At 62.1% G+C, this 25,508-nt stretch carries 23 protein-coding genes and 1 tRNA gene; 8 read left to right on the plus strand and 16 right to left on the minus strand.

What is annotated here, in order from left to right:
* Window positions 1-17: 17 nt before the first annotated feature.
* The 11 genes from gbpA to J4D52_RS11380 form a co-directional block, all read right to left on the minus strand.
* A complete protein-coding gene (gene gbpA / locus J4D52_RS11330; protein WP_063432963.1) occupies window positions 18-1,508 on the minus strand; it encodes an N-acetylglucosamine-binding protein GbpA in 1,491 nt (496 codons plus the stop codon).
* Between the two features lie 255 nt (window positions 1,509-1,763).
* Complete coding sequence (locus tag J4D52_RS11335; protein WP_063432962.1) at window positions 1,764-5,360, minus strand: ATP-binding protein; 3,597 nt, start codon at window positions 5,358-5,360, stop codon at window positions 1,764-1,766.
* A gap of 4 nt (window positions 5,361-5,364) precedes the next feature.
* The gene (locus J4D52_RS11340) at window positions 5,365-5,991 is read right to left on the minus strand and encodes a response regulator (RefSeq protein WP_025806250.1); all 627 of its coding nucleotides are present in this window, start codon (window positions 5,989-5,991) and stop codon (window positions 5,365-5,367) included.
* 311 nt (window positions 5,992-6,302) lie between these two features.
* Entirely contained in the window at window positions 6,303-7,403 is a 1,101-nt protein-coding gene (gene ychF / locus J4D52_RS11345; protein WP_025806248.1) for a redox-regulated ATPase YchF, read from the minus strand.
* Window positions 7,404-7,425: 22 nt separating this feature from the next.
* Complete coding sequence (gene pth / locus J4D52_RS11350) at window positions 7,426-8,010, minus strand: aminoacyl-tRNA hydrolase (protein WP_009050793.1); 585 nt, start codon at window positions 8,008-8,010, stop codon at window positions 7,426-7,428.
* A gap of 168 nt (window positions 8,011-8,178) precedes the next feature.
* The gene (locus tag J4D52_RS11355; RefSeq protein WP_053280849.1) at window positions 8,179-8,778 is read right to left on the minus strand and encodes a 50S ribosomal protein L25/general stress protein Ctc; all 600 of its coding nucleotides are present in this window, start codon (window positions 8,776-8,778) and stop codon (window positions 8,179-8,181) included.
* A 140-nt stretch (window positions 8,779-8,918) separates the two neighbouring features.
* Entirely contained in the window at window positions 8,919-9,860 is a 942-nt protein-coding gene (locus J4D52_RS11360) for a ribose-phosphate pyrophosphokinase (RefSeq protein WP_003171603.1), read from the minus strand.
* Window positions 9,861-9,908: 48 nt separating this feature from the next.
* Window positions 9,909-9,983, minus strand: a tRNA-Gln gene (locus tag J4D52_RS11365).
* Window positions 9,984-10,020: 37 nt separating this feature from the next.
* A complete protein-coding gene (gene ispE / locus J4D52_RS11370; protein WP_009050791.1) occupies window positions 10,021-10,872 on the minus strand; it encodes a 4-(cytidine 5'-diphospho)-2-C-methyl-D-erythritol kinase in 852 nt (283 codons plus the stop codon).
* Between the two features lie 2 nt (window positions 10,873-10,874).
* Window positions 10,875-11,492 (minus strand): lipoprotein insertase outer membrane protein LolB, encoded by a 618-nt coding sequence (gene lolB / locus J4D52_RS11375; RefSeq protein ID WP_063432952.1) that lies wholly within the window; start codon window positions 11,490-11,492, stop codon window positions 10,875-10,877.
* 4 nt (window positions 11,493-11,496) lie between these two features.
* A complete protein-coding gene (locus J4D52_RS11380; RefSeq protein ID WP_063432951.1) occupies window positions 11,497-13,221 on the minus strand; it encodes a tetratricopeptide repeat protein in 1,725 nt (574 codons plus the stop codon).
* Window positions 13,222-13,402: 181 nt separating this feature from the next.
* On the opposite strand from J4D52_RS11380, the gene hemA reads away from it, so the two are divergent.
* The 6 genes from hemA to J4D52_RS11410 all read left to right on the plus strand — a co-directional run bounded on the left by hemA (window position 13,403) and on the right by J4D52_RS11410 (window position 18,773).
* Window positions 13,403-14,689: a glutamyl-tRNA reductase gene (gene hemA, locus J4D52_RS11385; protein ID WP_009050788.1), complete on the plus strand. Its 1,287-nt coding sequence runs from the start codon at window positions 13,403-13,405 to the stop codon at window positions 14,687-14,689.
* Window positions 14,686-15,768, plus strand: a complete 1,083-nt coding sequence (prfA, locus tag J4D52_RS11390) for a peptide chain release factor 1 (protein ID WP_007928353.1) — start codon at window positions 14,686-14,688, stop codon at window positions 15,766-15,768. Before hemA ends, prfA begins: the two co-directional genes overlap by 4 nt.
* A 6-nt stretch (window positions 15,769-15,774) precedes the next feature.
* Window positions 15,775-16,605: a peptide chain release factor N(5)-glutamine methyltransferase gene (gene prmC / locus J4D52_RS11395; RefSeq protein WP_063432950.1), complete on the plus strand. Its 831-nt coding sequence runs from the start codon at window positions 15,775-15,777 to the stop codon at window positions 16,603-16,605.
* Complete coding sequence (locus J4D52_RS11400) at window positions 16,599-17,354, plus strand: molybdopterin-synthase adenylyltransferase MoeB (protein ID WP_063432949.1); 756 nt, start codon at window positions 16,599-16,601, stop codon at window positions 17,352-17,354. Before prmC ends, J4D52_RS11400 begins: the two co-directional genes overlap by 7 nt.
* Window positions 17,347-18,138 carry a glutamate racemase gene (gene murI / locus J4D52_RS11405; RefSeq protein ID WP_025806240.1) on the plus strand — a complete coding sequence of 264 codons (792 nt, stop codon included), beginning with the start codon at window positions 17,347-17,349 and terminating at the stop codon, window positions 18,136-18,138. The genes J4D52_RS11400 and murI overlap by 8 nt, the downstream gene beginning before the upstream one ends.
* Window positions 18,139-18,254: 116 nt before the next feature.
* Window positions 18,255-18,773 carry an acyloxyacyl hydrolase gene (locus J4D52_RS11410; RefSeq protein WP_063432948.1) on the plus strand — a complete coding sequence of 173 codons (519 nt, stop codon included), beginning with the start codon at window positions 18,255-18,257 and terminating at the stop codon, window positions 18,771-18,773.
* A 7-nt stretch (window positions 18,774-18,780) separates the two neighbouring features.
* On the opposite strand, the gene J4D52_RS11415 is transcribed toward J4D52_RS11410, so the two are convergent.
* The 4 genes from J4D52_RS11415 to J4D52_RS11430 form a co-directional block, all read right to left on the minus strand.
* The gene (locus tag J4D52_RS11415; protein ID WP_023967381.1) at window positions 18,781-19,086 is read right to left on the minus strand and encodes a YkgJ family cysteine cluster protein; all 306 of its coding nucleotides are present in this window, start codon (window positions 19,084-19,086) and stop codon (window positions 18,781-18,783) included.
* A gap of 64 nt (window positions 19,087-19,150) precedes the next feature.
* Entirely contained in the window at window positions 19,151-20,596 is a 1,446-nt protein-coding gene (phrB, locus tag J4D52_RS11420; RefSeq protein ID WP_063432947.1) for a deoxyribodipyrimidine photo-lyase, read from the minus strand.
* Complete coding sequence (locus J4D52_RS11425; RefSeq protein WP_155738302.1) at window positions 20,587-20,736, minus strand: hypothetical protein; 150 nt, start codon at window positions 20,734-20,736, stop codon at window positions 20,587-20,589. The genes phrB and J4D52_RS11425 overlap by 10 nt, the downstream gene beginning before the upstream one ends.
* A 299-nt stretch (window positions 20,737-21,035) precedes the next feature.
* Entirely contained in the window at window positions 21,036-22,019 is a 984-nt protein-coding gene (locus J4D52_RS11430) for an NAD(P)/FAD-dependent oxidoreductase (protein ID WP_063432946.1), read from the minus strand.
* 192 nt (window positions 22,020-22,211) lie between these two features.
* On the opposite strand from J4D52_RS11430, the gene J4D52_RS11435 reads away from it, so the two are divergent.
* Both J4D52_RS11435 and hemH read left to right on the plus strand, forming a co-directional pair.
* Complete coding sequence (locus tag J4D52_RS11435; protein ID WP_102676018.1) at window positions 22,212-23,114, plus strand: TIGR01777 family oxidoreductase; 903 nt, start codon at window positions 22,212-22,214, stop codon at window positions 23,112-23,114.
* 13 nt (window positions 23,115-23,127) lie between these two features.
* Window positions 23,128-24,144 carry a ferrochelatase gene (hemH, locus tag J4D52_RS11440; protein ID WP_102676019.1) on the plus strand — a complete coding sequence of 339 codons (1,017 nt, stop codon included), beginning with the start codon at window positions 23,128-23,130 and terminating at the stop codon, window positions 24,142-24,144.
* Between the two features lie 89 nt (window positions 24,145-24,233).
* Here the strand turns inward: hemH and J4D52_RS11445 are convergent, their stop codons facing one another.
* Window positions 24,234-25,508: a uracil-xanthine permease family protein gene (locus J4D52_RS11445; protein WP_097305022.1), complete on the minus strand. Its 1,275-nt coding sequence runs from the start codon at window positions 25,506-25,508 to the stop codon at window positions 24,234-24,236.

Consider the following 25,508-nt stretch of genomic DNA (forward strand, 5'->3'; position numbering starts at 1 on the left):
GTTGGTCAGGTTATGGATTACTTGCGAATCCAGGCGTCCTTCCAGTTGCTGCCAACGCCCGGCTCGTACTGAGTGGCGCCAGCGTTCCACTGGATGCAGTAGCCGCTGTAAGGGAATGGCTTGCACTCATAGACGTTGCCGTTCTTGGCCAGGACCTTGGTGCCGGCCTTGTAGCCGGTCAGGCCTTTGGGGAAGACGAAGTCGTAGTCACCGCCGCCCACTTCCTCGGCTTTCAGGGTGATGCGCTGGCTTTGTTGCAGCTGCTCGCCTTTTTCCGGCTTGGCCACGACCACCACGTCATAGTCGCCTTCGCTGACATTGCGCAGCGGGATGGAGAAGTGGGGGGTGTTGTTGCCGGCTTCCGCCTGCTGGTGAGCGATGCTTTCACCTTTGCTGTTGAACACGGTGGAGGCGATGGTGTACTTGCCGCCCTGGGCAATGGCGTTGAAGTGTAGGTCGGTGGCGTTGTCCTTCAAGGTGTACTCGGCCTGCAGGCCGGAAAGCTTCAGCTCGCCAGGAATGCTCGGCTGCTCTTTCTGGATTTCCACGCGTACCACGTCGCTGTTGTTCTTGGCGTACATGGTGTTCTTGCCGTAGTTGGGCACGACTTCGTTATTGGCGTTGAGCTCGCCCATCACGTAGCCGGCATTGGCCTTGTTGACCTGCTGCGCCAACAGGTACGGCCAGGTGTTGGCCTGGGCCTGCTCAGTGGTCTCGATGCTCAGGCGGGTCTGGCGGTTCTGCTGTTCGCCGGCGTTGGTGAACACACGGGTGCTGACCTTGTCGCCGACACGCAGCTGTTCAGGCTGCACCGCGCCGAGGATCTTCCAGTCAGGAATCGGCGCGCCATCGTTGTCGATGTTGACGTCGATGGCCTGATAGAAGGTGGCGGCGGTGTCGGCGATTTTCCAGGTCGCCAGGATCACGTGGTAACCGCTGCGATCGGCAGGAATGTTGACCTTGTGCTTGGTCCTGCCACCGGCTGGCGGACGCGCGCCGTTCGCTTTTTCATCGAGCAGCGGGGTCATCTCGAAGGAGTCGCGGGTCAGCGGCTGGTTCGGGTTCCAGTCTTTCTTGGTGATATAGAACTGGTAGTAGGCGCTGGCGTGACCGGCGGAGTAGTACCAGGTGAATTCATTCATGCCCGGCTTGATTGTGGTTTTCTGCCAGCGGGTCGCCGTCTGCTCGTTGAGCTGGGAGAAGCTGGTGATGCCGCCCGCCGGGATGGTGCCGTTCGCCGGGCCGCATTTGGTGAAGTCGCCCGAGCAGTAATCCTTGGGGTAGTGATGCTGGACCGATGGCGAGTACTCGACACTTTGCGGCTCGTAAGTGACGGGGCCGCAATCGCGGTTGAGGTTGCCGCCATTCGCGGAGCACATGAAGGCCCGGGACTTCGGACTTTCGATGTAACCGTGGGCGAAGGCTTGTTGGCTGGCCAGCGAAGCCAGGCCGAGGGTGATGGCCAGCGGCAGCTTGCGCATGGCGGTGGCGCGGTTGTTATGAAGCATCGAATCACCTTGATTTAAGTATATGAAGTGGACTTCCTTGAGGTCTTCGATGCCGGCCGCTGCATGACACGGCCAGGGTTGCCCGTGGCTGGCAGTGCCCGGTAACGAAGGGCTCCTAGGATGCCGAGCAGGCTTGCGGGCTTGTATGAGACGAGTACGAAAGGCGGGAGGAGGGAGTGGAACAAGATGTTTCAGGGCGCGGGCCTGGGCGTCGCCCAGGGCCGGGATATGTTGCGCAGGGTTGCCCGGAACGGGTCAGCCGTGGCGTTCGATGTCGCGCAGCATGCGTTCGATGACGGCCAGCACGGCTTCGCGTTGGTCGTCCAGATTCTGCGCACCCTGGCGGGCCGCGAGTTGCAGGTCGAGGCAGGCCCGCATCAACGCTGGCGAGTCGACCGTGCAAGCCAGCCCGCTGACCCGGTGGACCCACTGTTCGAGGAAGTCCGGCGTGTCGGGCAGCGGGGCGCTCAGCAGCTCGCGCTCCTGTTCCAGATTCCGGCGCAGCTCCTGGAACAGCCGTTCCTTGAGCTGCGGATCGTTCTGGAAACCCTCCAGGTAGGCCAGGTCGAACGAGGCGGCAGCCTCTTCGTCAGGCGCTGGGGCGAGGGGAGGCGTGAGGGAGGCTTTGAGGGATGGATTGGATGGCCCGAGCGCTTTCAGCCCGCCGATTATTTCCCGCAGGCGTTCGAGGACAATGGGCTTGACCATCAGGTCGTCCATGCCGGCCGCCTGGCAACGCTGCTTTTCATCGGCCAGGGCCCGGGCGGTGTAGCCGATGATCGGCAGCCTTGGCAGGCCGCGCGCCTGTTCCGCGGCCCGGACGTTGCGGGTGAGGGCGTAGCCGTCCATTTCCGGCATGTTGCAGTCGGTGATCAGCACATCGAAGTCGCCCTGTTCCCAGGCCTGCAGGGCCGCCTTGCCGCTGCTGACGTAGGTGCCTCGATGGCCGAGCCTGAGCAGTTGCTGTTCGAGCACCAGGCCGTTGGTGGAGACGTCGTCGACGATCAGCACATTCAGCGCGGTGACCGCCACAGGGCCTTGAACGGCCTGCGGCGCTTCGTCCTCGACGACGGGTTGCCAGGGCAGGAGCAGTTCGAAGCTGATCCGGCAACCCTGGCCTGGCGCACTGTCGAGCCGGATATTGCCACCCATGAGTTCGACCAACTGTTTGCAGATGCTCAGGCCCAGGCCGGAGCCGCCGTGCTGATGGGCGATCTCGGCATAGGCTTGCTGGTAAGGCGCGAAAATCTGCGGCTGGAGTTCCTCGGCGATGCCGATACCGGTGTCGTTGACCTGGAATATCAGCCGGCTCTGGCGCGGGGCCGAGTCGAGTTCCCGGACCTTCAGTTCGACCTGGCCATGAGCGGTGAACTTCAGGGCGTTGGACAGCAGGTTATGGAGGATTTGCGTCAGGCGCATGGCGTCCACCTGATATCGACGCCGCGGGGCCAGGTTGTGTTCCAGCTTCAACTCCAAGTGTTTTTCCCGGGCCTGGATGGCGAACAGCTTAAGGCAGTTCTCCAGCAGTTGGTCGAGAGCGGTGGGGCTGGGTGCCAGTTCCATCTGCCCGGTCTCGACCTTGTCCAGATCGAGAATGTTGCCGATCAGGTCGATCATCGATTGCGCCGACTGCTGGGCGATGCTCAGGTTCTGCGAGGGCGCGGACGAGCCGCTGGTTTCCAGCTCCAGCAGGCCGACCATGGCGTTCAGCGGGGTGCGCAGCTCATGGCTCATGGTCGCGAGGAACTGGCTTTTCGCCGCGCTGGCGTCGAGCGCCTGTTGCTGGGCTTCGAGCAGTTTGTTTTCCAGGTGCTTGCGCACGCTGATATCGATCCAGCCCCCCAGCAGACCCTGCTGTTTACCGAGCGCGGTGTAGAAGGGCACCAGCCATTGGTAGATATGGTGGGTCTGGCCGCTGACCTCGATCACGCTGTCGAGGAACTGCGACTGGCGGTTATCCAGCAGCCGTTGGTGCTGTTCCTCCAGCTCCCGGGCCAGCGCGGGCGGGCTTATGCCTTGCTCCTGGGGCGTGGTGCCGCGGATCTCGTCCAGGGATTGGCCGAAGAACTGCTCATAGGCGTGGTTGCAGGTGCTCAGGCGCCCCTGCAGGTCACGTACGTAAAGGGGAATGGGCAAGCCGTTGAGCAGGGCGAACTGGAAGGCCAGTTGGTCCTTGAGCTGATTCTGCGCGGCGCGCCGCTTGCGGATCTGAATCCGCAGGCGCCAGTTCCAGTGCAAGGACAGCAACACCAGCACCAGGACCAGTGCAGCGGTCTGCCACACCCAGCTCGGCAGATAGTCCCAGAGCGAGCCCTTGGTCGCGGGCCGCGCCAGAACGCTGATGCGGTCCTGGTTGCCGTCCGAGTTCTTCAACGAGTACAGGAGCTTGTTGAGGATGCTCAGGAGTTCGGGGTGCTTGGCCGAGACGGCGAACACCAGGGGGTCGGGTTGGGCCTGGAACTGCTTGCCGACGCGCAGCCCCGGATTGGTCATTTGCCGGGCATCGGCGGCGCTGTTCAGCATGGCGTCGACCATGCCCTGTTCCACCAGTTGCACGGCCTGATCGTAATTGTCGGTGAGCACCAGTTCGATCGTCGGATAGCGGTTCGCCAGCAGTGACTGCAGCGGGTGCCCGGCCTGGAGTGCCAGGCGCCTGCCGCCCAGGGCCGCCAGTGAGCTGGGGGAACTGGCGCCCTTGCGGGTAACGAAGGCCCAGTATTCGGTGCCAAAGCCATCGCTGAACAGCAGGCTTTTTTGCAGGGCCGGGGTCGCCGCCAGGGACAGGGCGATCTGGGCTTCGTCGTTTTCCAGGCGGCGCTGGTCGATTTCCGGCGACTGGCTGTCGATGATGTTCAGTTGCAGCTGATAGTCGTCGGCCAGGCTGCGCAGCACATTGAATGCCAGCCCGGCCCATTGGCCGTCGGCCTTGCGGTACAGGTAATTGGGGATTTGGCGGGCAATCAGGTTCAGCGACGGAAGGCGCTTGAGCCAGCCGTCTTCCGCGCTATTGAGGGCGAAGGAGTCGGTCGGCGCGAACAGCCAGGGCGAGCGTTCCCAGTGCTGCAATATCTCTTGCTTGCGCTCCCGGGTAACCGTCTTCAGCGAGGCGTTGATCAGGGTGACCAGATTCTCTTCATGCCCCCGCGCGGCGAAGCTGAAGCCCATGGCCGGCAGGTCGGCGACGTACTTGTTCTGCAGCTTGAGGTTGGCCAGGCTGCGCATGTAGAAATTGCTGCGCAGTTGATCGCCGATCAGCGCGTCGGCCTCGCCGTCGGCCAGGCGTTGCAGGCCTTCGACAATGCTTTTGATCACAATCAGTTCGGCCTTGGGGTAGGCCTTGGCGACCGTTTCGGCCTGTACATAGTAGGCCGGGACCAGCACGCGTTTGCCCGCCAGATCCGGGGGCAAGTCCTTGTCGGCGATGCGGCCGACGATGATCGGCTCGTTGTCCAGGTAGGGCAGGCTGTAGATGAAGCCGGGTTGCTTCCTTTCGTACTCGGTGGCGCGGGGCATCAGGTCGATGGCCCCGCTGGTCAGCGCGGCGATGGCGGTGTCCACCGTAGGGTAGGGCACGCGCTGGATCGGCAGTTCGAGAAACTGGCTGATGTGTTCCAGGTAGTCGTTGGTGATCTGGTTGAGGACAATGTTGCCGCGAGGCTCGGGTCGCTCGTTGGAGGCGCTCACTTCGGCGACCCGTAGCGGGCGCGGGGGCAGTGTCTGACGCAGGGCCATCAGCGTGGCCAGGGACAGCGGCGCAGGCTCAGGCTCGGTGGCGCCCAGGGAAGCAACGCTGGTCAGCATGAGCGTGATCCAGAGGGTCAGACGCGACAGGCCTGCTAGAGGGTTAGGCATAGTCTCAGGCCAGCCCGACTTCCTGGATGTACAGGTACAGGCTGGCATTGTTATCCAGCCCCAGTTTGCGCATGGCGCTGCTTTTCTGGCTGCTGATGGTCTGTTTGGAACGGTTGAGGTGCAGGGCTATTTCATTGACCGAAAGCCCGGCGCCGTACAGGCGCAAGACCTCGACTTCGCGCGGGGACAGTTGCTCGACCTCGGTCACGGGTTGGCCGGGGTTGAGCAGATGCCGGATGGACGGGGATATGAAGGGCTTGGCCTGGCTGGCGCGAACCGCCATCTGCAGGTCGCCTTGTACCCCGCGCTTGCTGATCAGCCCCTGGACGCCGAGCTTGAGGATCGAGGCCAGCAGCGCCGGGTTGTTGAGCATGGTGACCACTATGACCGCGATGGCCGGATAACGACGGCGCAAGTGCTCGATCAGGCGGATGCCGTCGGCCTGTTGACTGTGGGGCATCATCAGGTCGGTGATGACCAGGTCACAGGGCTGCTCGGCCAACAGCTGGAAAAGCCCTTCGACATCCTGGGCCTCGCCGACGATCTGCAACGTGCTGTCATCGCTGAGCGAAGCTCGGATGCCGATCAGTGTCAGCAGGTGATCATCGACGACGATAACTTTCTTTTGCATCTGTGGCGGGTCCCTGTCCGTGCGTAGCGTGAGCGAGTGCATAGAGTTAAGCAGAACGCATGCAAGTATCTGCCTGTGTCAGAGGGATGCAGGGTACTCCTGTCGCGTGGCGCGATGAAGTGTCCGTGGCGCTCAGGCAAAACAGGCGTTGGCCAGACGGCGGGCATGGGGCTTCCGCGGAGAGGGGATGTCCGGAGAACATTGGTAATTAGGGGGGAGTAAGGGGGGGCGTAGCAGCCAGCAGGGCCGGGAGCCCTATCGGCGAGCCCGTGGCTTGAGTTTCAAGCCACGGGGTATTTCGCAAAGTCAGGTCAGACGTTGAAGCGGAAGTGCATCACGTCGCCGTCCTTGACGATGTAGTCCTTGCCTTCCAGGCGCCATTTGCCGGCTTCCTTGGCACCGGCTTCACCCTTGAACTGGATGAAGTCGTTGTAGGCAATCACTTCGGCGCGGATAAAGCCTTTCTCGAAGTCGGTGTGGATCACGGCAGCGGCTTGCGGTGCGGTGGCACCGACGCGGACGGTCCAGGCGCGCACTTCCTTGACGCCGGCGGTGAAGTAGGTCTGCAGGTGCAGCATTTCGTAGCCGGCGCGGATCACGCGGTTCAGGCCAGGTTCTTCGAGACCCAGGGCTTCGAGGAACATGTCTTTCTCTTCGCCGTCTTCAAGTTCGGCGATTTCCGCTTCGATCTTGTTGCAGACCGGCACCACCACGGCGCCTTCTTCTTCGGCGATCGCCTTGACCACGTCAAGGTGCGGGTTGTTTTCGAAACCGTCTTCAGCAACGTTGGCGATGTACATGACCGGCTTGGTGGTCAGCAGGTGGAAGCCTTTGATCACCAGCTTCTCTTCGGCGCTCATGTTCTTCATCAGGCTGCGCGCTGGCTTGCCTTCGGTGAAGTGAGCGATCAGTTGCTCGAGCAGGGCCTTCTGCGCCACGGCGTCCTTGTCACCGCCCTTGGCGTTGCGCGCGACTTTCTGCAGTTGCTTTTCGCAGCTGTCGAGGTCGGCGAAGATCAGTTCCAGGTCGATGATCTCGATGTCGCGTTTCGGGTCGACGCTGTTGGACACGTGGATCACGTTGTCGTCTTCGAAGCAGCGGACCACGTGGGCGATGGCATCGGTTTCGCGGATGTTGGCCAGGAACTTGTTACCCAGGCCTTCACCTTTCGAGGCGCCCGCCACCAGGCCGGCGATGTCGACGAACTCCATGGTGGTCGGCAGCACGCGCTCGGGCACCACGATGGCGGCCAGGGCGTCCAGACGCGGATCCGGCATCGGCACGATGCCGCTGTTCGGCTCGATGGTGCAGAAGGGGAAGTTCTCGGCCGCGATACCGGATTTGGTCAGGGCGTTGAACAGGGTGGACTTGCCGACGTTAGGCAGGCCGACGATGCCGCAGTTGAATCCCATGGTGTTTCCCCTCGGATAAGAGTCAGGCCTTCTGGCTGTGCAGGTTTTTCATCGCACGGTTCCATTCACCGGCGAAGATATCCGGCAGCACGCCGAGGGCAAAATCGATGCTGGCATCGAGCTTTTCCTGTTCGGCGCGTGGCGCGCGACCCAGGACAAAGTTCGAGACCATGCTGGCGACGCCTGGGTGGCCGATGCCAAGCCGCAAGCGGTGAAAGGTGTTCTGGTTGCCCAGTTGCGCGATGATGTCGCGCAACCCGTTGTGCCCGCCATGCCCGCCGCCCTGTTTGAGCTTGGCGACGCCGGGTGGCAGGTCGAGTTCGTCATGCGCCACCAGGATTTCTTCGGGCTTGATGCGGAAGAAACCGGCCAATGCCGCCACGGCCTGGCCGCTGCGGTTCATGTAGGTGGTGGGTATCAGCAGACGAATGTCCTGACCCTGGTGCGAAAAGCGCCCGGTCAGGCCGAAATATTTGCGATCGGCCACAAGGTTGACGCCTTGTTTCTCGGCGATGCGCTCAACAAAAAGGGCCCCTGCGTTATGCCGGGTCTGTTCGTATTCGGCGCCTGGATTACCCAGGCCAACGATCAGTTTGATGGCAGTCACGATAGGGGCCCTTCCTTGGAGTTGTGGATAACATCGCCGCGACGGGAGTGTGCGGCGAAAGTGGACGACAAGTGCTCATTTACCATTATGTAAACTCCGCGTTCCCGCCCGCTTTCTCGCTACGTTCCAGTCCGCGATGTTTCCGGTAACTCCGGCAAGCAGAGTGAATTACTCTGCAGCGCCTTCTGCAGCTTCTGGAGCAACACGTGGAGCGTGAACGTTGGCAACAGCCAGGTCGTTACCGTGAGCCAGAGCAACGAACTCAACGCCTTTAGGGGCCTTGATGTTCGACAGGTGAACGATGGTGCCGATTTCAGCGTCAGCCAGGTCGACTTCGATGAACTCAGGCAGGTCTTTCGGCAGGCAGGACACTTCGATTTCAGCAACAACGTGCGAAATCTCGCCGCCTTTCTTGACCGGAGCAGCTTCGTTGATGAAGTGCACTGGAACGATAGCGGTCAGTTTCTGACCAGCAACAACGCGTACGAAGTCAGCGTGCATCACGTGGCCTTTGGCCGGGTGACGTTGCAGCGCCTTGATCACGACGTTTTGCTTGGTGCCGCCAACGTTCAGCTCGATGATGTGGCTGTAAGCCGCTTCGTTTTCGAGCAGTTTGGCAACTTCTTTGGCCAGCATGCTGATGGATTCAGGGGCTTTGTCGCCACCGTAAACTACAGCTGGAACCAGGCTTGCGAGACGACGCAGGCGGCGGCTCGCACCTTTCCCCAGGTCGGAACGCAGTTCAGCATTCAGAGTAAAATCGTTCATGTTGTATCTCCAAAATAACCACACTCGCCCCAGCGTTTGCGACCAGCGCTAAAGGCGATATGGGCAAAAAAGCCCCGCCCCAACAGGAATGCTGGGGCGGGGCGCTTTTCGTCATCGAGATGTAAGGCTAGGGCAGGGCCTTAGCGGAACATCGCGCTGATCGATTCTTCGTTGCTGATACGGCGAACCGCTTCGGCAACAACCGGTGCGATATCCAGTTGACGGATACGCGCACAGGCTTGTGCTGCAGCGGACAGCGGGATGGTGTTGGTCACCACCAGCTCGTCCAGCACGGAATTTTCAATGTTCTCGATTGCTCGACCCGACAGCACAGGGTGTGTGCAGTAGGCAAAGACCTTGGCAGCGCCATGCTCTTTCAGGGCCTTGGCCGCGTGGCACAGGGTGCCGGCGGTATCGACCATGTCGTCAACCAGAATGCAGGTACGGCCTTCAACGTCACCGATGATATGCATCACTTCAGAGTGATTGGCTTTCTCACGGCGCTTGTCGATGATCCCGAGATCCACGCCCAGGGATTTGGCAACGGCACGTGCACGCACGACGCCACCAATGTCCGGGGAGACGATCATCAGGTTTTCGAAACGTTGGTCTTCGATGTCATCCACCAGAACCGGGGAGCCGTAGATGTTATCTACCGGAATATCGAAGAAGCCCTGAATCTGGTCAGCATGCAGATCAACCGTGAGAACACGGTCGATGCCGACTACGGTAAGCATGTCAGCCACGACTTTCGCGCTGATAGCCACACGTGCGGAACGCGGACGGCGATCCTGACGGGCATAACCAAAGTAAGGAATTACAGCAGTGATTCGAGTCGCTGAGGAGCGGCGGAAGGCATCAGCCATCACGACGAGTTCCATCAGGTTATCGTTGGTCGGAGCGCAAGTCGGCTGAATAATGAAGACGTCTTTACCGCGGACATTTTCATTGATCTCAGCGGTAATTTCGCCGTCGGAAAACTTACCGACAGAGATGTCACCGAGAGGGATATGCAGCTGACGTACGACACGCCGAGCCAGATCGGGGTTAGCGTTCCCCGTAAAGACCATCATCTTGGACACGCGCAGTACCTGAAGGCTGAGGGTATACCTGGATGAGTATAAGGAAAATGGCAGGGGCGGCTGGATTCGAACCAACGCATGGCAGGATCAAAACCTGCTGCCTTACCGCTTGGCGACGCCCCTGTATCTGTTGCATCAAGTGCCTGGCACTTGGTTCCTTTTAGAGCAGACTTTGCAGCTTGCGATGCAACATCGAAACGTTGCTTCCTTTTGCTACAAACCCTGTAAGGGTCTCTGTAAGAAGGGCCGAGACTTTATCAGCTTCAGCTTTGCTTGGGAAGCCCCCAAACACACAACTTCCAGTTCCGGTCAGTTTTGCTTCGGTAAATTTACCTAGCAAATTCAATGCGTTACGTACATCTGGATAACGCCTTGCAACCACCGGCAAGCAGTCATTTCTGCTGTTTCCCTTGGGAACGGGGCGCACTTTAATGGGCGGAGTGTCACGTGTCAACAGCGGATCTGAAAAAATTTCTGCTGTACTTACAGAGACTTGCGGCACCAGCACGAGATACCAGGGCTCCTCGGGGTCTACCGGGGTGAGTTTTTCTCCCACGCCCTCGGCGAAAGCCGCATGCCCGCGCACGAAAACCGGCACGTCGGCGCCCAGGGAAAGGCCCAGCGCGGCCAGGCGATCTTCGTCCCAGCCCAGTTGCCAGAGGTGATTCAGGCCCAGCAGGGTGGTCGCCGCATTGGAGCTGCCGCCACCGATGCCGCCGCCCATGGGCAGGACTTTCTCGATCCAGATATCGATGCCCAGTGGGCAAGCGGACTGTTCCTGAAGCTGTTTGGCCGCCCGCACGATCAGATTGCTGTCGTGGGGGACGCCGGCGAACTCCGTATGCAGGCGAATGACGCCGTCATCGCGCACGGCGAAGGTGATTTCATCGCCGTAATCGAGAAACTGAAAGATCGTCTGCAGTTCGTGATAGCCGTCTTCCCGGCGACCGAGGATGTGCAGCATCAGATTGAGTTTTGCCGGGGAGGGCAGGGTCAGTCGTGGTGCGTTCATGCTTACTGCCCCAGCTTGCGTGGTTGCCATTCCTTGATCACCAGCGTGACGTCAAGGTCGCGGCCATGCAGCTTGATCCGCTCGGGCAGCCAGTAACCGCTCTGTTGTGCATAACTCAGGTACTCGACCTGCCAGTCGTCCTGTTCGAGATTAGACAGGCGACTGTCACCATCCAGGGTCAGGCGGCTCTTGCTGTCGGGGGCGGGCAGCCCACGAACCCACCAGGCCAGATGGGAGACCGGCAGGTTCCAGCCCAGTTGTTCTTCGAGCAGGGCTTCCGGGGTCGGCGCCTCATAACGTCCCTGGTTGGCGACTTCCAGCGCCACCTGGCCGGGACGACCGGTCAGGCGGGCAGCGCCACGGCCCAGCGGGCCGGACAGGCGGATATCGTAGTAGTCCTGGCGCTGTAGCCAGAACAGCGTGCCGCTGCCCGAATCCTTGGGCGCACGAATGCCGATCTTGCCGTTGATCTGCCAACCGTCGAGGCCGGTCAGCTGCTGTTTGTGTTCGCGCCATAGCGCGGGGCTGCCGTGACCCTCGACGGATTCACGGGTACCGAAACCCGAACAGCCGGCGAGCAGAGCGATAAAGCTGAAAACGATAAGGTGGCGCAAAAACATAGTCTTAAAGGGTCTCTGATCCGGTCAGGCGCTTGATGGTGCTGCGCAGGATAGGGCTGTCGGGCTGGTCCTTGAGGAACTTGCTCCAGATCTGCCTGGCTTCGCGTTGCTTGCCATTGGCCCAGAGCACTTCGCCCAGGTGCGCGGCGACTTCCTGGTCGGGGAAGCGTTCCAGCGCCTGGCGCAGTAAGCGTTCGGCTTCCGCGAGGTTGCCCAGGCGATAGTTCACCCAGCCCAGGCTATCGAGCACCGCCGGATCGTCCGGGGTCAACTGATGGGCCTGTTCGATCAGGGCTTTGGCTTCGGCGTAGCGGGTCGTGCGATCCGACAGGGTGTAGCCGAGGGCGTTCAGTGCCATGGCGTTGTCCGGCTCACGCTTGATGATCAGGCGCAGGTCCTTTTCCATCTGGGCCAGGTCATTGCGCTTCTCGGCCTGCATCGCACGGGTGTAGAGCAGGTTCACGTCGTCCGGGTATTGCTTCAGGGCTTGCTGGAGAATCTTCCAGGCCTTGTCGCCCTGTTTGTTGGCGGACAGGGTTTCGGCTTCGATCAGGTACAGCTGGATGGCGTAGTCCGGCTGGGTGTCGCGGGCCGCGGCCAGGCGTTTCTCGGCTTCGGCGGTACGGCCGTTGTTCATCAGGATGTCGGCCTGACGCAATTGTGCTGGCAGGTAGTCGTTGCCTGGGCCGACCTGGCCGTATTCCAGCAGCGCACCCTGTGGATCGTTGAGTTCTTCGGCGATGCGGCCCAGGTTCAGGTGCGCCGAGTCGACATGGCTTTCCCGGGCGATCAGGTCTTCCAGGTAACCCTTGGCTTCTTCCCAGTCCTTGGCTTCCAGGCAGACCAGTGCCAGGGAGTAACGCAGTTCGTCGTCTTCCGGATACTGCTGGACCAGGCTGGAGAACTGGGCCTTGGCATCGTCCATGCGATCCTGTTCGACCAGCATGCGCGCGTAAGTCAGGCGCAGGCGCTTGTCGTCCGGATACTTGCGAATGCTTTTTTCCAGCAGCGGCAGGGCTTCGTCGGCGCGGTTGAGGCTCTGCAGCAGGCGGGCGCGCAGGAGGATCGGCGCGATTTCGCCTTCTTCCGGCGGGTTCTGCTCCAGCAGCTTCAGGGCTTCGCGGCTATCGCCATCCTGTTGCAGCAGCAGCGCCTTGCCGAAGACCAGTTGGCCGTTGTTCGGGTGTTTTTGCAGCAAGCGGTCGAAGCTCTTCATCAGACCGTTGCGGGTGTCCTGGTCGGTGTCGGCGGCCGACAGCGCGAGGAAGTCGAAGTGGGTATCGCCCTTGCCCTGCAGGACTTTCTCCATATAGACCATGGATTCGTCGTAACGCCCGGTGCGGGCCAGCTGAATGGCGGCGGCGCGCTGGGCTTCCAGGTCGTCCGGGGCGTTTTTCGCCCAGATCAGCGCCGTGTCCAGCGCGGCCTGGTCGGCGCCCAGGTATTCGGCGATGCGGAACGCCCGCTCGGAGATGCCCGGGTCCTGGGTGTTGATGGCCTGGGTGACATAGTTGTCCAGGGCAATGTCGAAACGATTGCGTTGGCCAGCCAGTTCCGCGCTCAGCAGGCTGAAGATCGTGTCTTCGCTGAACGAGGAGTAAACCTTGGGCTTTTCAGGAGCCGGTGTGCTGTCTTCGACCGGCGGTGTAGCGTCCGGTGAAACGGGTGCCAAGGCCTGGCAGCCGCTGAGGAAGACAAAAGCGAGGAGCAACGCGGAAGATCTATTCATATAGGAAGAGGACGACTAACCTGCGGTCGGATCATCATGACACAAGCCTTCGGCCAAACATAACCGAGACTCAGCGGATGCCTTACAGAGGCAGTCTATTGGGACAATAGTCGGCAGTGGTTGTTCTGAATCTTTCGAAGTAGGACAATTGTCGGCTTCTCGACATCATCAGCGACCTTGAATGGCCTTCCTCGCACTCGGTATTAACCACAAGACTGCTTCAGTAGACGTCCGCGAGCGCGTGGCCTTTACCCCTGAGCAGTTGGTTGAGGCCTTGCAGCAGCTCTGCCGCCTCACCGACAGCCGCGAAGCTGCGATCCTCTCCACCTGCAATCGCAGTGAGCTTTATATAGAACAGGATCACCTTTCGGCGGATGTCGTGCTGCGCTGGCTGGCCGAGTACCACCATCTGAGCCTCGAAGACCTGCGCGCCAGTGCCTATGTGCACGAAGACGATGCGGCCGTTCGTCACATGATGCGTGTCGCCTCGGGGCTGGATTCGCTGGTGCTGGGCGAACCGCAGATCCTCGGGCAGATGAAATCCGCCTACGCCGTGGCGCGTGAGGCCGGAACCATCGGTCCGCTGCTGGGACGGCTGTTCCAGGCCACCTTCAGCGCCGCCAAGCAGGTTCGCACCGATACCGCCATCGGCGAAAACCCGGTTTCCGTGGCCTTTGCCGCGGTGAGCCTGGCGAAACAGATTTTCAGCGATCTGCAGCGCAGCCAGGCGCTGCTGATCGGCGCCGGCGAGACCATTACCCTGGTCGCCCGCCACCTGCATGACCTGGGGGTCAAGCGCATCGTGGTCGCCAACCGCACCCTGGAGCGCGCCAGTACCCTGGCCGAACAGTTTGGAGCCCATGCCGTGCTGTTGTCGGATATTCCTCAGGAGCTGGTGCACAGCGACATCGTCATCAGTTCTACCGCCAGCCAGTTGCCGATCCTCGGCAAGGGGGCGGTGGAAAGTGCGCTGAAGCTGCGCAAGCACAAGCCGATCTTCATGGTGGACATCGCCGTTCCCCGGGATATCGAGCCAGAAGTCGGCGAGTTGGACGACGTTTACCTCTATACCGTCGACGATCTCCACGAAGTGGTCGCCGAAAACCTCAAGAGCCGTCAAGGCGCGGCACAGGCGGCGGAAGAGCTGGTGAACATCGGCGCCGAGGACTTCATGGTGCGCCTGCGTGAGCTGGCTGCGGTGGATGTGCTCAAGGCGTATCGTCAGCAGAGCGAGCGCCTGCGCGACGAAGAACTGCAAAAGGCCCAGCGCATGCTGGCCAACGGCAGCAGCGCCGAAGACGTCCTGATGCAACTGGCTCGCGGCCTGACCAACAAATTGCTGCATGCGCCCAGCGTCCAGTTGAAAAAACTGACCGCTGAAGGCCGCCTGGATGCGCTGGCCATGGCCCAGGAACTCTTTGCCCTCGGTGAGGGCGCTTCGGACTCTTCGGATAAAAAACCGCAATGAAAGCGTCACTGCTCAATAAGCTGGATGTCCTCCAGGACCGTTTCGAGGAACTGACCGCGTTGCTTGGCGACGGCGAAGTCATTTCCGATCAGGCCAAGTTCCGCGCCTATTCCAAGGAGTACGCCGAAGTCGAGCCGATCGTCGAGACCTATAAACAGGTGCTCAAGGTCCAGGCCGACCTCGAGGGCGCCCAGGCGCTGCTCAAGGACAGCGATCCGGACATGCGCGAAATGGCAGTGGAAGAAGTCCGCGAGGCCAAGGAACAGCTGGTCGAGCTGGAAAGCACCCTGCAACGCATGCTGCTGCCCAAGGACCCCAACGACGGGCGCAACGTGTTCCTGGAAATCCGCGCCGGCACCGGTGGCGACGAGGCGGCGATCTTCTCCGGCGACCTGTTCCGCATGTATTCGCGTTATGCCGAGCGGCGTGGCTGGCGGCTGGAGATCCTCTCGGAAAACGAGGGCGAGCACGGCGGCTATAAGGAAGTCATTGCCCGGGTCGAAGGCGAGAACGTCTACGGCAAGCTGAAATTCGAATCTGGCGCCCACCGCGTACAGCGGGTGCCGGCCACCGAGTCCCAGGGCCGTATCCATACCTCAGCCTGCACCGTGGCAGTATTGCCCGAGCCGGACGAGCAGGAAGCCATCGAGATCAACCCGGCGGACCTGCGGATCGACACCTACCGCTCCTCCGGTGCCGGTGGCCAGCACGTCAACAAGACCGACTCGGCGATCCGCATCACCCACATCCCGTCGGGAATCGTGGTCGAGTGCCAGGAAGAGCGTTCCCAGCACAAGAACCGGGCGCGGGCCATGTCCTGGCTGTCGGCCAAGCTCAACGACCAGCAGACCAGCGCCGCAGCCAATGCGATTGCCAGCGAACGCAAGCTGCTGGTGGGTTCGGGCGACCGCTCCGAGCGCATCCGCACCTACAACTTTCCCCAGGGCCGGGTGACCGATCACCGCGTCAACCTGACCCTCTATTCCCTCGATGAAATCCTCGCCGGTGGCGTCGAGGCCGTGATCGAACCGCTTCTGGCCGAATACCAAGCCGATCAACTTGCGGCACTGGGCGAGTAAACACAAATGACCATTATCGCCAGCCTGCTGCGCGCCGCCCAATTGCCCGATTCGCCCACGGCCCGTCTGGATGCCGAGTTGCTGCTGGCCGCTGCCTTGGGCAAGCCGCGCAGCTTCCTGCACACCTGGCCCGAGCGGATCGTGCCCAGCGAAGCGGCATTGACCTTCGCCAGTTACCTGCAGCGGCGCCGCTCCGGCGAGCCGGTGGCCTATATCCTTGGCCAGCAGGGGTTCTGGAAGCTCGACCTGGAAGTGGCGCCCCACACCCTGATTCCGCGTCCCGACACCGAATTATTGGTGGAAGCGGCACTGGAACTGCTGCCTGCCACCCCGGCCAAGGTGCTCGACCTGGGCACCGGCAGCGGCGCCATCGCCCTGGCCCTGGCCAGCGAGCGCCCGGCGTGGCGGGTCACCGCGGTCGACCGGGTGCTGGAAGCCGTGGCCCTGGCCGAACGCAACCGCCAACGCCTGCAACTGGACAATGTCAGGGTACTGAGCAGCCATTGGTTCAGCGCCCTGCAAGGCGAGCGTTATCAGCTGATCATCAGCAACCCGCCCTATATCGCTGACGCAGACCCGCACCTGGCGGCTGGCGATGTGCGTTTCGAGCCGGAGAGCGCGCTGGTCGCGGGCAAGGACGGGCTGGACGATCTGCGCTTGATCATTGCCCAGGCGCCAGGGCACCTCGAGACCGGCGGCTGGTTGATGCTGGAGCATGGCTACGACCAGGCGCCGGAGGTGCGTGACCTGTTACTCAGCCAAGGGTTTGCCGAGGTCCACAGCCGTGTCGACCTGGGCGGTCATGAGCGCATCAGCTTAGGAAGCCTGCCGTGCTGAACGATCAGGAGTTGTTGCGCTACAGCCGGCAGATTCTGTTGCAGCACGTCGACATCGACGGCCAGTTGCGACTCAAGGCCAGCCGCGTATTGATCGTCGGCCTGGGCGGCCTGGGCGCTCCGGTGGCCTTGTACCTGGCCGCTGCGGGCGTTGGCGAGCTGCACCTGGCCGACTTCGATACGGTCGACCTGACCAACCTGCAACGCCAGATCATCCACGACACCGACAGCGTTGGCCTGAGCAAGGTCGATTCGGCGATGCGTCGCTTGTCCGCGATCAATCCCGAGATCCAGCTGGTGCCCCATCACGCCGCGCTGGATGCCGACTCCCTGGCGGCCGCGGTCACGGCGGTGGACCTGGTGCTCGATTGCACCGACAACTTCTCGACCCGTGAGGCGGTGAACGCCGCTTGTGTCGCCGCCGGTAAGCCGCTGGTCAGTGGCGCTGCGATTCGCCTGGAAGGGCAGCTGTCGGTGTTCGACCCACGCCGCCCCGAGAGCCCGTGCTACCACTGTTTATATGGGCACGGCAGCGAAGCCGAACTGACGTGTAGCGAAGCTGGTGTGGTCGGGCCGCTAGTAGGGTTGGTGGGCAGCCTGCAGGCCCTCGAGGCCTTGAAGCTGCTGGTGGGATTCGGCGAGCCGCTGGTGGGCCGCCTGTTGTTGATCGATGCCCTGGGCACGCGCTTTCGCGAACTGCGGGTCAAGCGCGACCCGGGCTGCAGCGTCTGTGGGGCCCCACATGCGTGAGGCGCCGATCGGTGTCTTCGATTCCGGCGTCGGCGGCTTGTCGGTGCTGGCGGAAATCCAGCAGCGCCTGCCCCACGAGTCGCTGCTGTATGTAGCCGATTGCGGCAACATTCCCTATGGCGAGAAAACCCCCGAATTCATCCGCCAGCGTTGCAGCCTGGTCGCCGGGTTTTTCCGCGAGCAGGGCGCCAAGGCGCTGGTGCTGGCCTGCAACACCGCGACCGTGGCCGGTGTCGCCGACCTGCGTCGGGACTACCCGGACTGGCCCATCGTCGGCATGGAGCCCGCGGTCAAGCCGGCTGCCGCCGCCACCCGCAGCGGCGTGGTCGGCGTGCTGGCCACCACCGGCACCTTGCAGAGCGCCAAGTTCGCTGCCTTGCTCGATCGTTTCGCCACCGACATCAAGGTCATTACCCGGCCATGCCCGGGCCTGGTGGAACGGATCGAAGCCGGGGATCTGCACAGCCCCGCGTTGCGCCAACTGCTGCAGGGGTATGTCGAGCCGCTGCTGGCGGCCGGCTGCGACACCATCATCCTCGGCTGCACCCACTATCCGTTTCTCAAGCCATTGCTCAAGTCGATGATCCCCGAGGACATCAGCCTGATCGATACCGGGGCCGCGGTTGCCCGCCAGCTGGAGCGCCTGCTCGGCGAGCGCGAGCTGTTGGCCGCGGGGCCGGCACGCCAGACTCAGTTCTGGACCAGTGGCGATCCGTATCACTTCAGACATATTCTGCCGCTGCTCTGGAAAGAGGCGGGAGCGGTGCAAAGCTTCGCTCTATAAAAGAATCACGCAGAAACGGCGATTTGCGCTGAACTTCCGTTGCAGCGCGGATTTCTACTAACGTGTGTGTGACATCTGTACAACACCATACAAATCGTTTGAAAAGGATGTTCCTGATGAGACGAATGTTTTGTTTGGCTGCGCTTGCGGCCGCGCTGTTGGGGCAAAGTTTTTCGGCACAGGCGGCTGGCGTCGAGTTTTCGGTGGGGCAGACCAGTGATTCGACTCAGGCCTATCGCTTGGGCATGCAATTCGATTGGGACAAAAGCTGGTTGCAAAGCGATGTCGGTCGCCTGACTGGCTACTGGAGCGGCGCCTATACCTTCTGGGATGGCGACGAGAAGTCCAGCAACCACAGCCTGTCGTTCTCCCCGGTGCTGGTGTACGAATTTGCCGGGCAGAACATCAAGCCTTACATCGAGGCGGGGATCGGCGTGGCGGTATTCGCCAACACCGAGGTGGAGGACAACAAGCTCGGTTCGGCGTTCCAGTTCGAGGACCGCTTCGGTTTCGGCCTGCGTTTCAACGGCGGGCATGAAGTCGGTATCCGTGCCACGCACTATTCCAACGCTGGTATCACGACGCCCAACGACGGTGTAGAGAGCTACTCGCTGCATTACACCATGCCGTTGTAAGGCCCTTTCAGCGATACGCCGTGGCGATGCCGCGGCGTTCGTTGAGGCAGTCCACTTCCCCCATCTCGAACTCCCGGCAGATCAGCGGCCGTTGTTCGTAGATGCTGCACAGCATGCTGTTGCGATCCAGCGCGGCACACCAGCCATCATCCAGCCGCAGCATGACTTCGCCACCCCAATCGTCGGTGTCGATAAAACGCTCGGGCACCCCGGTTTCGGTGATCAGCATCACTTCCAGTTGGCAGCAGCAGGCCGCGCAGCTTGAGCAGGTGACCGCCGTTTCGGCGATCTGGGTGACAGGAATAGTGGTCATAGGCGCGCAGTGTAAGGCAGTGGCCGCAGGCTGTGTGAAACCACTGACGGACGCCTGCCGCCCCTTATTCCCGATACCTCTCGGCAACCAGCCGCGGCGGCAGGTTCTTGAAAGCCGCCAGGGCGCGCTCGCGGGACATCGACAGATCGACCATCGGCGGCGGGTAACCGGCCACGCCGAACAGGCCGCCCATGGCGGCCGGGTTGTGGATATCTTTTTCATTCAGCCCCGCCAGCTCCGGCAGCCAGCGCTTGATGAAAGTCCCTTGGCTGTCGAACCTTTGCGACTGGCTCAAGGGGTTGAAGATCCGGAAGTAGGGTGCCGAATCGGTGCCGGTGGATGAACTCCACTGCCAGCCACCATTGTTCGCCGCCAGGTCGCCGTCGATCAGGTGGCGCATGAAAAAACGTTCGCCCAGGCGCCAGTCGATCAGCAGGTTCTTGGTCAGGAACATGGCCACGATCATCCGCAGGCGGTTGTGCATCCAGCCGGTTTCCAGCAACTGGCGCATGGCGGCGTCGATGATCGGCAGGCCGGTGCGGGCCTGCTGCCAGGCCGCCAGCTCATCGGGGGCATCGCGCCAGGCCACGGCTTCGGTTTCCGGGCGGAAGGCCCGGTGCCGGGACACCCGCGGGTAGCCCACCAGGATATGTTTGTAGAACTCGCGCCAGAGCAGTTCGTTGATCCAGGTGACGGCGCCGGGGCTGCCGCTGGCGAACTCGCCCCGGTTGTTTTGCAGGGCCGCGTGCAGGCATTGGCGTGGCGACAGCACGCCAGCGGTGAGGTAGGGCGAAAGCTGGCTGGTGCCGGGCTTGGCCGGGAAGTCGCGTTCTGCCTGGTAGTGGTCGAGCTGCGCCTCGGCAAAATGCGCCAGGCGTTGTTGCGCCACGTTTTCGCCAGCTGGCCAGAGTGCTTGCAGGTGCGGGTCGGGTGTGGAGAAACCCTCGACCTGCCGGGGCACCGCATCGGCCTTTATCTTCAGCGTGGCTTGCATCCTGGGTGCCGCCAGCTGTGGCGGCAGGGTGCTGTGCAGTCGGTTGTAGCAGACCTTGCGAAACTGGCTGAAGACCTGGAAGTAGCCGCCGCTCCTGGTCAGTACGCTGCCGGGACGGAACAGCAACTGGTCGAGGTAACTGTGGAAACTCACGCCCTGGCCCTTCAGCAGGTTGGCCACCGCCGTATCGCGGCGGCTTTCGTGAATGCCGTATTCCTCGTTGACGTGCAGCGCCTCGATGGCCAGCTCCCGGCACAGTTGCAGCAGCACCTGGGGCGCCAGCTCCCAGCTCGGCGCTTCGCGGATCAACAGCGGGATGTTCAGCCGGGCCAGGTCGCCGCTCAACTGCTCCAGGTTGCGCAGCCAGAAGTCGACCTTGCACGGCGCATCGTCATGCGCTTGCCATTGCCGTGGGCTCAGCAGGTATACGGCCACAGTCGGCCCGCGCTGGGTCGCGGCGCTCAACGCGGTGTTGTCATGCAGACGCAGGTCGCTGCGTAGCCAGATCAGTTGCATGGGGATTCCTGCATTAGCAGGATCAGTGGCACCACCAGCGGCACCATACCGGGACGGTACTGGCGTGATTCAGGCGCATCCAGCAGGCAGGTGCTGATGGTGATTCTCGGTTTGTCGGCCTGGGTCGAACTGTCGGGCATGTGGAGGGCTCTGGGATTTCATGTACGAAAATATGGTTTTGTACAACTTTGCCTCATCATAGGATCAAAGGTGTGCAAGTTAAATATTTTGTACAGATTTGTGCTGTGGGGCTTTTCGGGCCATTTCCTACTCATCTAGCGGTCGCTGGGCTATGCCAATTCGACTGCCGACTGGCCACGCATAAGCGCGCGTTTTTATCGCGGAACAGTCCGATGAGCAGAAGTGTGTTTCAGGTTTGGGCGGAGAAGGCAGGCTGCTGTCCATTGCGACAGCAGCAAAGTTACGCGGGGTGATGCGCTTACAGGTTTTCGTGCAACCGGCGGGCGGCCTCTTGCCCGCTGAGCCAGGCCCCTTCGACACGACCGGACAGGCACCAGTCGCCGCACACATAGAGTCCCAGGTCGACATCCGCCAGGGCTCCCCATTCATGGCTGCTGGCCGGGCGGGCGTAGAGCCAGCGGTGGGCGAGGCTGAAGCTTGGCGCAGGCATGGCGCTGTGCAGCAGTTCGGCGAAAGCGCCGTGCAATTGTTCGATCACCGCCTCTTTCGGCAGGTCGATGTGCTGGCGGCTCCAGCTGCTGCTGGCGTGCAGGACCCAGGTGTCGAGGCTGTTGTCGCGTCCTGGTTTGCTGCGGTTGCGGGCCAGCCAGTCCAGTGGGCTGTCCTGTACGAAGCAGCCTTCCACTGGGGTTTCCAGCGCAGTCTCGAATGCCAGGGCGACAGCCCAGGTCGGGTCCATTTTCACCCCGGCGGCGGCACTCGCCAGTTTCGGTGCGGCGGCCAGCAGGGCGGTGGCCTGGGGAGCCGGTGTGGCGATGATCACATGGCTGAACGGGCCGTGGGTGAAACCTTCGGCATCCTGCAGGTGCCAATGCTGTTCACCGCGGTAGACCTCGGTGATGCGGCAGGCGAAATGCGCCTCCGTATCGCCCAGCAAGCCACGGGTGATGGCACTCATGCGTGGGGTACCGACCCAGCGGGTCTGTTCGTCTGGCGACGGGGTGAGCTGGCCGCCATGGAAGTTGTACAGCTGCGGTGCCCATTCGGCGGCCCAGCCATTGGCTTGCCAGCGCTGGACTTCGGTGACGAAGCGCCGGTCGCGAGCAGTGAAATATTGAGCGCCCATGTCCAGCGCGCCGGCGTCGCTGCGTTTGCTGGACATACGCCCGCCGCTGCCGCGGCTCTTGTCGAAGAGTTGCACGACATGCCCGGCGTCTCTCAGTGCCTGGGTGGCGGAGAGTCCGGCGATGCCGGTACCGATGATTGCGATGGGTACGGTCATAGGGGCCTCGTTTACCTTTCTGTGCAGACGCCGTTGTTAAAGCTGTACGATTTTGTTTTTTGGTATAACTTTCGGCGTTATCGGTTTTACAGGGTGTCCTATTGTTAAACACAGAGCCTGCCCGATTGAAAAGATCCCTGCATATAAAAATAGACTAGTGATCCGGGTAAAACGCCACGCGAGGAAGATGTCATGCACATATTGCTGACCGGCGGTACTGGTTTGATGGGACGTCAGCTCTGCCGTCACTGGCTGACCCAGGGCCATCAGTTGACCGTATGGAGTCGTCGGCCTGCCGAGGTGCCCAAACTGTGTGGCGCCCAGGTCCGCGGCATCGCCCGCCTGGACGAACTCGCAGAGGAGCCGGTCGACGCCATCATCAACCTGGCGGGAGCACCGATCGCCGATCGGCCCTGGACCCACAAACGCAAGGCGCTGCTCTGGAGCAGCCGCATTACCCTGACGGAAAAGCTGCTGGCCTGGCTGGAAAGCCGGGGGCAGAAACCCGGGTTGTTGATCTCCGGGTCGGCTGTGGGCTGGTATGGCGATGGCGGGGAGCGCGAGCTGAACGAGGACTCGCCCCCAGTCAGTGAGGATTTCGCCAGCCAGTTATGCATCGCCTGGGAGGAGACCGCGCAACGTGCAGAGGCCATGGGCGTGCGTGTGGTGCTGATTCGCACGGGCCTGGTGCTGGCGGCCGAGGGCGGCTTTTTGTCGCGCTTGCTGCTGCCCTTCAAACTGGCCCTGGGCGGGCCGATCGGCAACGGGCGGCAATGGATGCCGTGGATTCATATCAAGGATCAAATCGCCCTGATTGATTTTCTTCTGCACCGCAGTGATGCCAGCGGTCCTTATAATGCCTGCGCGCCCAAGCCGGTGCGCAATCGCGAGTTCGCCAAGACCCTGGGCAGCGTCTTGCACCGGCCGGCCATAGTGCCGGTGCCAGCCTTTGTCTTGCGCGTCGGCCTGGGGGAGTTGTCGTTGTTGTTGCTGGGTGGCCAGCGCGCGGTCCCTGCGCGGTTGCAGGCCGCCGGATTCACTTTCCAGTTCACTGATTTGCGCGCGGCCCTGGACGACTTGTCCAGCCGCCTCTGAAATAGGATGTTGCATGACCGATCACGCGTTGCTCCTGGTCAACCTGGGTTCGCCGGCCTCCACCTCGGTGGCGGATGTGCGCAGCTACCTCAATCAATTCCTGATGGACCCTTACGTGATCGATCTGCCGTGGCCGGTCCGGCGGCTGCTGGTGTCGCTGATCCTGATCAAGCGTCCGCAGCAATCGGCCCATGCCTACGCCTCTATCTGGTGGGAGCAGGGTTCGCCGCTGGTGGTGCTCAGCCGCCGTCTGCAGGAAACCATGACCCGTGAGTGGAAGCACGGCCCGGTGGAACTGGCGATGCGCTATGGCGAGCCGTCCATCGAGTCGGCGTTGCTGCGTCTGGTGGCCCAGGGGCAGAAGAGGATCACCCTGGCGCCGCTCTATCCACAGTTCGCTGACAGCACCGTGACCACGGTGGTGGAAGAAGCCCGGCGGGTGATTCGGGACAAGAAGCTGGATGTGCAGCTTTCGGTGCTGCAGCCGTTTTACGATCAGCCGGAGTACCTCGACGCGCTCGTGGCCAGTGCCAGGCCGCACCTGCAACAGGATTTCGATCATCTGCTGCTGAGCTTCCATGGCTTGCCCGAGCGGCACCTGGAAAAGCTCAATCCCGGCCACAGCCTGGAAGGCGATTGCTGCCGCGACGCGACCCCCGAGGTGGCCGCCACCTGTTATCGCGGCCAGTGCCTGAACACGGCCCGGGTATTTGCCGAGCGCATGGGGCTGCCGGATGGCAAGTGGTCGGTGTCGTTTCAGTCCCGTCTGGGGCGTGCCAAATGGATCGAACCCTACACCGAGGCACGCCTGGATGAGCTGGCCCGGCAGGGGGTGAAGAAGATCCTGGTGATGTGCCCGGCGTTCGTCGCCGACTGCATCGAGACCCTGGAAGAGATCGGCGATCGCGGTCGCGAGCAGTTCCGCGAAGCAGGAGGGGAGGAGTTGGTGCTGGTGCCGTGTCTGAACGACGACCCGCAATGGGCCAAGGCATTGAACGCCTTGTGCGAGCGCGCGCCTTTGGCGTTGTAAAAGCATCGCGGGCAAGCCTCGCTCCTACTGACAACACCGTCTGTAGGAGCGAGGCTTGCCCGCGATAGGTTTCCGGCTGACGCAGATCCTCAGATCAGCGGCTCGTCAGCCTTCTTGTTCTTCCAGCCATCGTTGCCCGGCAAGATCAGGTTCAGCGCAATCGCGACGATGGCGCACAGGGCGATCCCTTTCAGGCCGAAGTCGTCCGGACCGGTACCGGTACCGATCAATACCCCGCCAATCCCGAACACCAGGGTCACCGAAACGATCACCAGGTTGCGGGCTTCGCCCAGGTCGATCTTGTGACGGATCAGGGTGTTCATGCCCACCGCCGCGATCGAACCGAACAACAGGCAGAGAATCCCGCCCATCACCGGAACCGGAATGCTTTGCAGCAGCGCACCGAACTTGCCGATGAACGCCAGGCTGATGGCGAAGATCGCCGCCCAGGTCATGATTTTCGGGTTGTAGTTCTTGGTCAGCATTACCGCGCCGGTCACTTCGGCGTAGGTGGTATTGGGCGGACCGCCGAACAGGCCGGCCGCGGTGGTGGCGATGCCGTCACCGAACAGGGTGCGATGCAGGCCAGGCTTCTTCAGGTAGTCGCGACCGGTCACGCTGCCGACCGCGATCACCCCGCCGATGTGCTCGATGGCGGGAGCCAGGGCCACAGGGACGATGAACAGGATCGCCTGCCAGTTGAACTCCGGCGCGGTGAAGTGCGGCAGGGCCAGCCAGGGCGCCGCAGCGATCTTCGCGGTATCGACCACACCGAAGTAGAACGACAGGGCAAAGCCCACCAGAACGCCGGAGATGATCGGCACCAGGCGGAAGATGCCTTTGCCGAACACCGCGACGATCAGGGTGGTCAGCAGCGCCGGCATCGAGATCATCATTGCCGTCTGGTAATGGATCAGCTCGGTGCCGTCGCCGGCCTTGCCCATCGCCATGTTGGCGGCGATCGGCGCCATGGCCAGGCCGATGGAAATGATCACCGGACCGATCACCACCGGCGGCAGCAGCCGGTCGATGAAACCGGTGCCCTTGATCTTCACCGCCAGGCCCAGGAAGGTATAAACGAAACCGGCCGCCATCACGCCGCCCATGGTCGCGGCCAGGCCGAACTGGCCCTTGGCGAGAATGATCGGGGTGATGAAGGCAAAGCTGGAGGCCAGGAATACCGGCACCTGGCGCCCGGTCACGAGCTGGAACAACAGAGTCCCGAGACCCGCCGTGAACAGCGCCACGTTGGGGTCGAGACCGGTAATCAGCGGCATCAACACCAACGCGCCAAAGGCCACGAAGAGCATCTGCGCGCCAGACAGCACCTGGCGCCAGAGCGGATCGTTGAACTCATCCTGCAT

This window comes from Pseudomonas sp. GW460-12-10-14-TSB1 (assembly GCF_017349775.1).
GTDB classification, from domain to species: Bacteria; Pseudomonadota; Gammaproteobacteria; order Pseudomonadales; family Pseudomonadaceae; genus Aquipseudomonas; species Aquipseudomonas piscium.

What these genes read in the sequence shown, in the direction of transcription:
- J4D52_RS11435 (WP_102676018.1), top strand. Translation starts at nt 22,212, where the DNA reads ATGCACATATTGCTGACCGGCGGTACTGGTTTGATGGGACGTCAGCTC.
- hemH (WP_102676019.1), top strand. Translation starts at nt 23,128, where the DNA reads ATGACCGATCACGCGTTGCTCCTGGTCAACCTGGGTTCGCCGGCCTCC.
- J4D52_RS11430 (WP_063432946.1), bottom strand. Translation starts at nt 22,019, where the DNA reads ATGACCGTACCCATCGCAATCATCGGTACCGGCATCGCCGGACTCTCC.
- J4D52_RS11355 (WP_053280849.1), bottom strand. Translation starts at nt 8,778, where the DNA reads ATGAACGATTTTACTCTGAATGCTGAACTGCGTTCCGACCTGGGGAAA.
- lolB (WP_063432952.1), bottom strand. Translation starts at nt 11,492, where the DNA reads ATGTTTTTGCGCCACCTTATCGTTTTCAGCTTTATCGCTCTGCTCGCC.
- gbpA (WP_063432963.1), bottom strand. Translation starts at nt 1,508, where the DNA reads ATGCTTCATAACAACCGCGCCACCGCCATGCGCAAGCTGCCGCTGGCC.
- hemA (WP_009050788.1), top strand. Translation starts at nt 13,403, where the DNA reads ATGGCCTTCCTCGCACTCGGTATTAACCACAAGACTGCTTCAGTAGAC.
- J4D52_RS11415 (WP_023967381.1), bottom strand. Translation starts at nt 19,086, where the DNA reads ATGACCACTATTCCTGTCACCCAGATCGCCGAAACGGCGGTCACCTGC.
- J4D52_RS11410 (WP_063432948.1), top strand. Translation starts at nt 18,255, where the DNA reads ATGAGACGAATGTTTTGTTTGGCTGCGCTTGCGGCCGCGCTGTTGGGG.
- ychF (WP_025806248.1), bottom strand. Translation starts at nt 7,403, where the DNA reads ATGGGATTCAACTGCGGCATCGTCGGCCTGCCTAACGTCGGCAAGTCC.
- J4D52_RS11340 (WP_025806250.1), bottom strand. Translation starts at nt 5,991, where the DNA reads ATGCAAAAGAAAGTTATCGTCGTCGATGATCACCTGCTGACACTGATC.
- J4D52_RS11445 (WP_097305022.1), bottom strand. Translation starts at nt 25,508, where the DNA reads ATGCAGGATGAGTTCAACGATCCGCTCTGGCGCCAGGTGCTGTCTGGC.
- murI (WP_025806240.1), top strand. Translation starts at nt 17,347, where the DNA reads ATGCGTGAGGCGCCGATCGGTGTCTTCGATTCCGGCGTCGGCGGCTTG.
- prmC (WP_063432950.1), top strand. Translation starts at nt 15,775, where the DNA reads ATGACCATTATCGCCAGCCTGCTGCGCGCCGCCCAATTGCCCGATTCG.
- J4D52_RS11425 (WP_155738302.1), bottom strand. Translation starts at nt 20,736, where the DNA reads ATGCCCGACAGTTCGACCCAGGCCGACAAACCGAGAATCACCATCAGC.
- phrB (WP_063432947.1), bottom strand. Translation starts at nt 20,596, where the DNA reads ATGCAACTGATCTGGCTACGCAGCGACCTGCGTCTGCATGACAACACC.
- ispE (WP_009050791.1), bottom strand. Translation starts at nt 10,872, where the DNA reads ATGAACGCACCACGACTGACCCTGCCCTCCCCGGCAAAACTCAATCTG.
- J4D52_RS11335 (WP_063432962.1), bottom strand. Translation starts at nt 5,360, where the DNA reads ATGCCTAACCCTCTAGCAGGCCTGTCGCGTCTGACCCTCTGGATCACG.
- J4D52_RS11380 (WP_063432951.1), bottom strand. Translation starts at nt 13,221, where the DNA reads ATGAATAGATCTTCCGCGTTGCTCCTCGCTTTTGTCTTCCTCAGCGGC.
- prfA (WP_007928353.1), top strand. Translation starts at nt 14,686, where the DNA reads ATGAAAGCGTCACTGCTCAATAAGCTGGATGTCCTCCAGGACCGTTTC.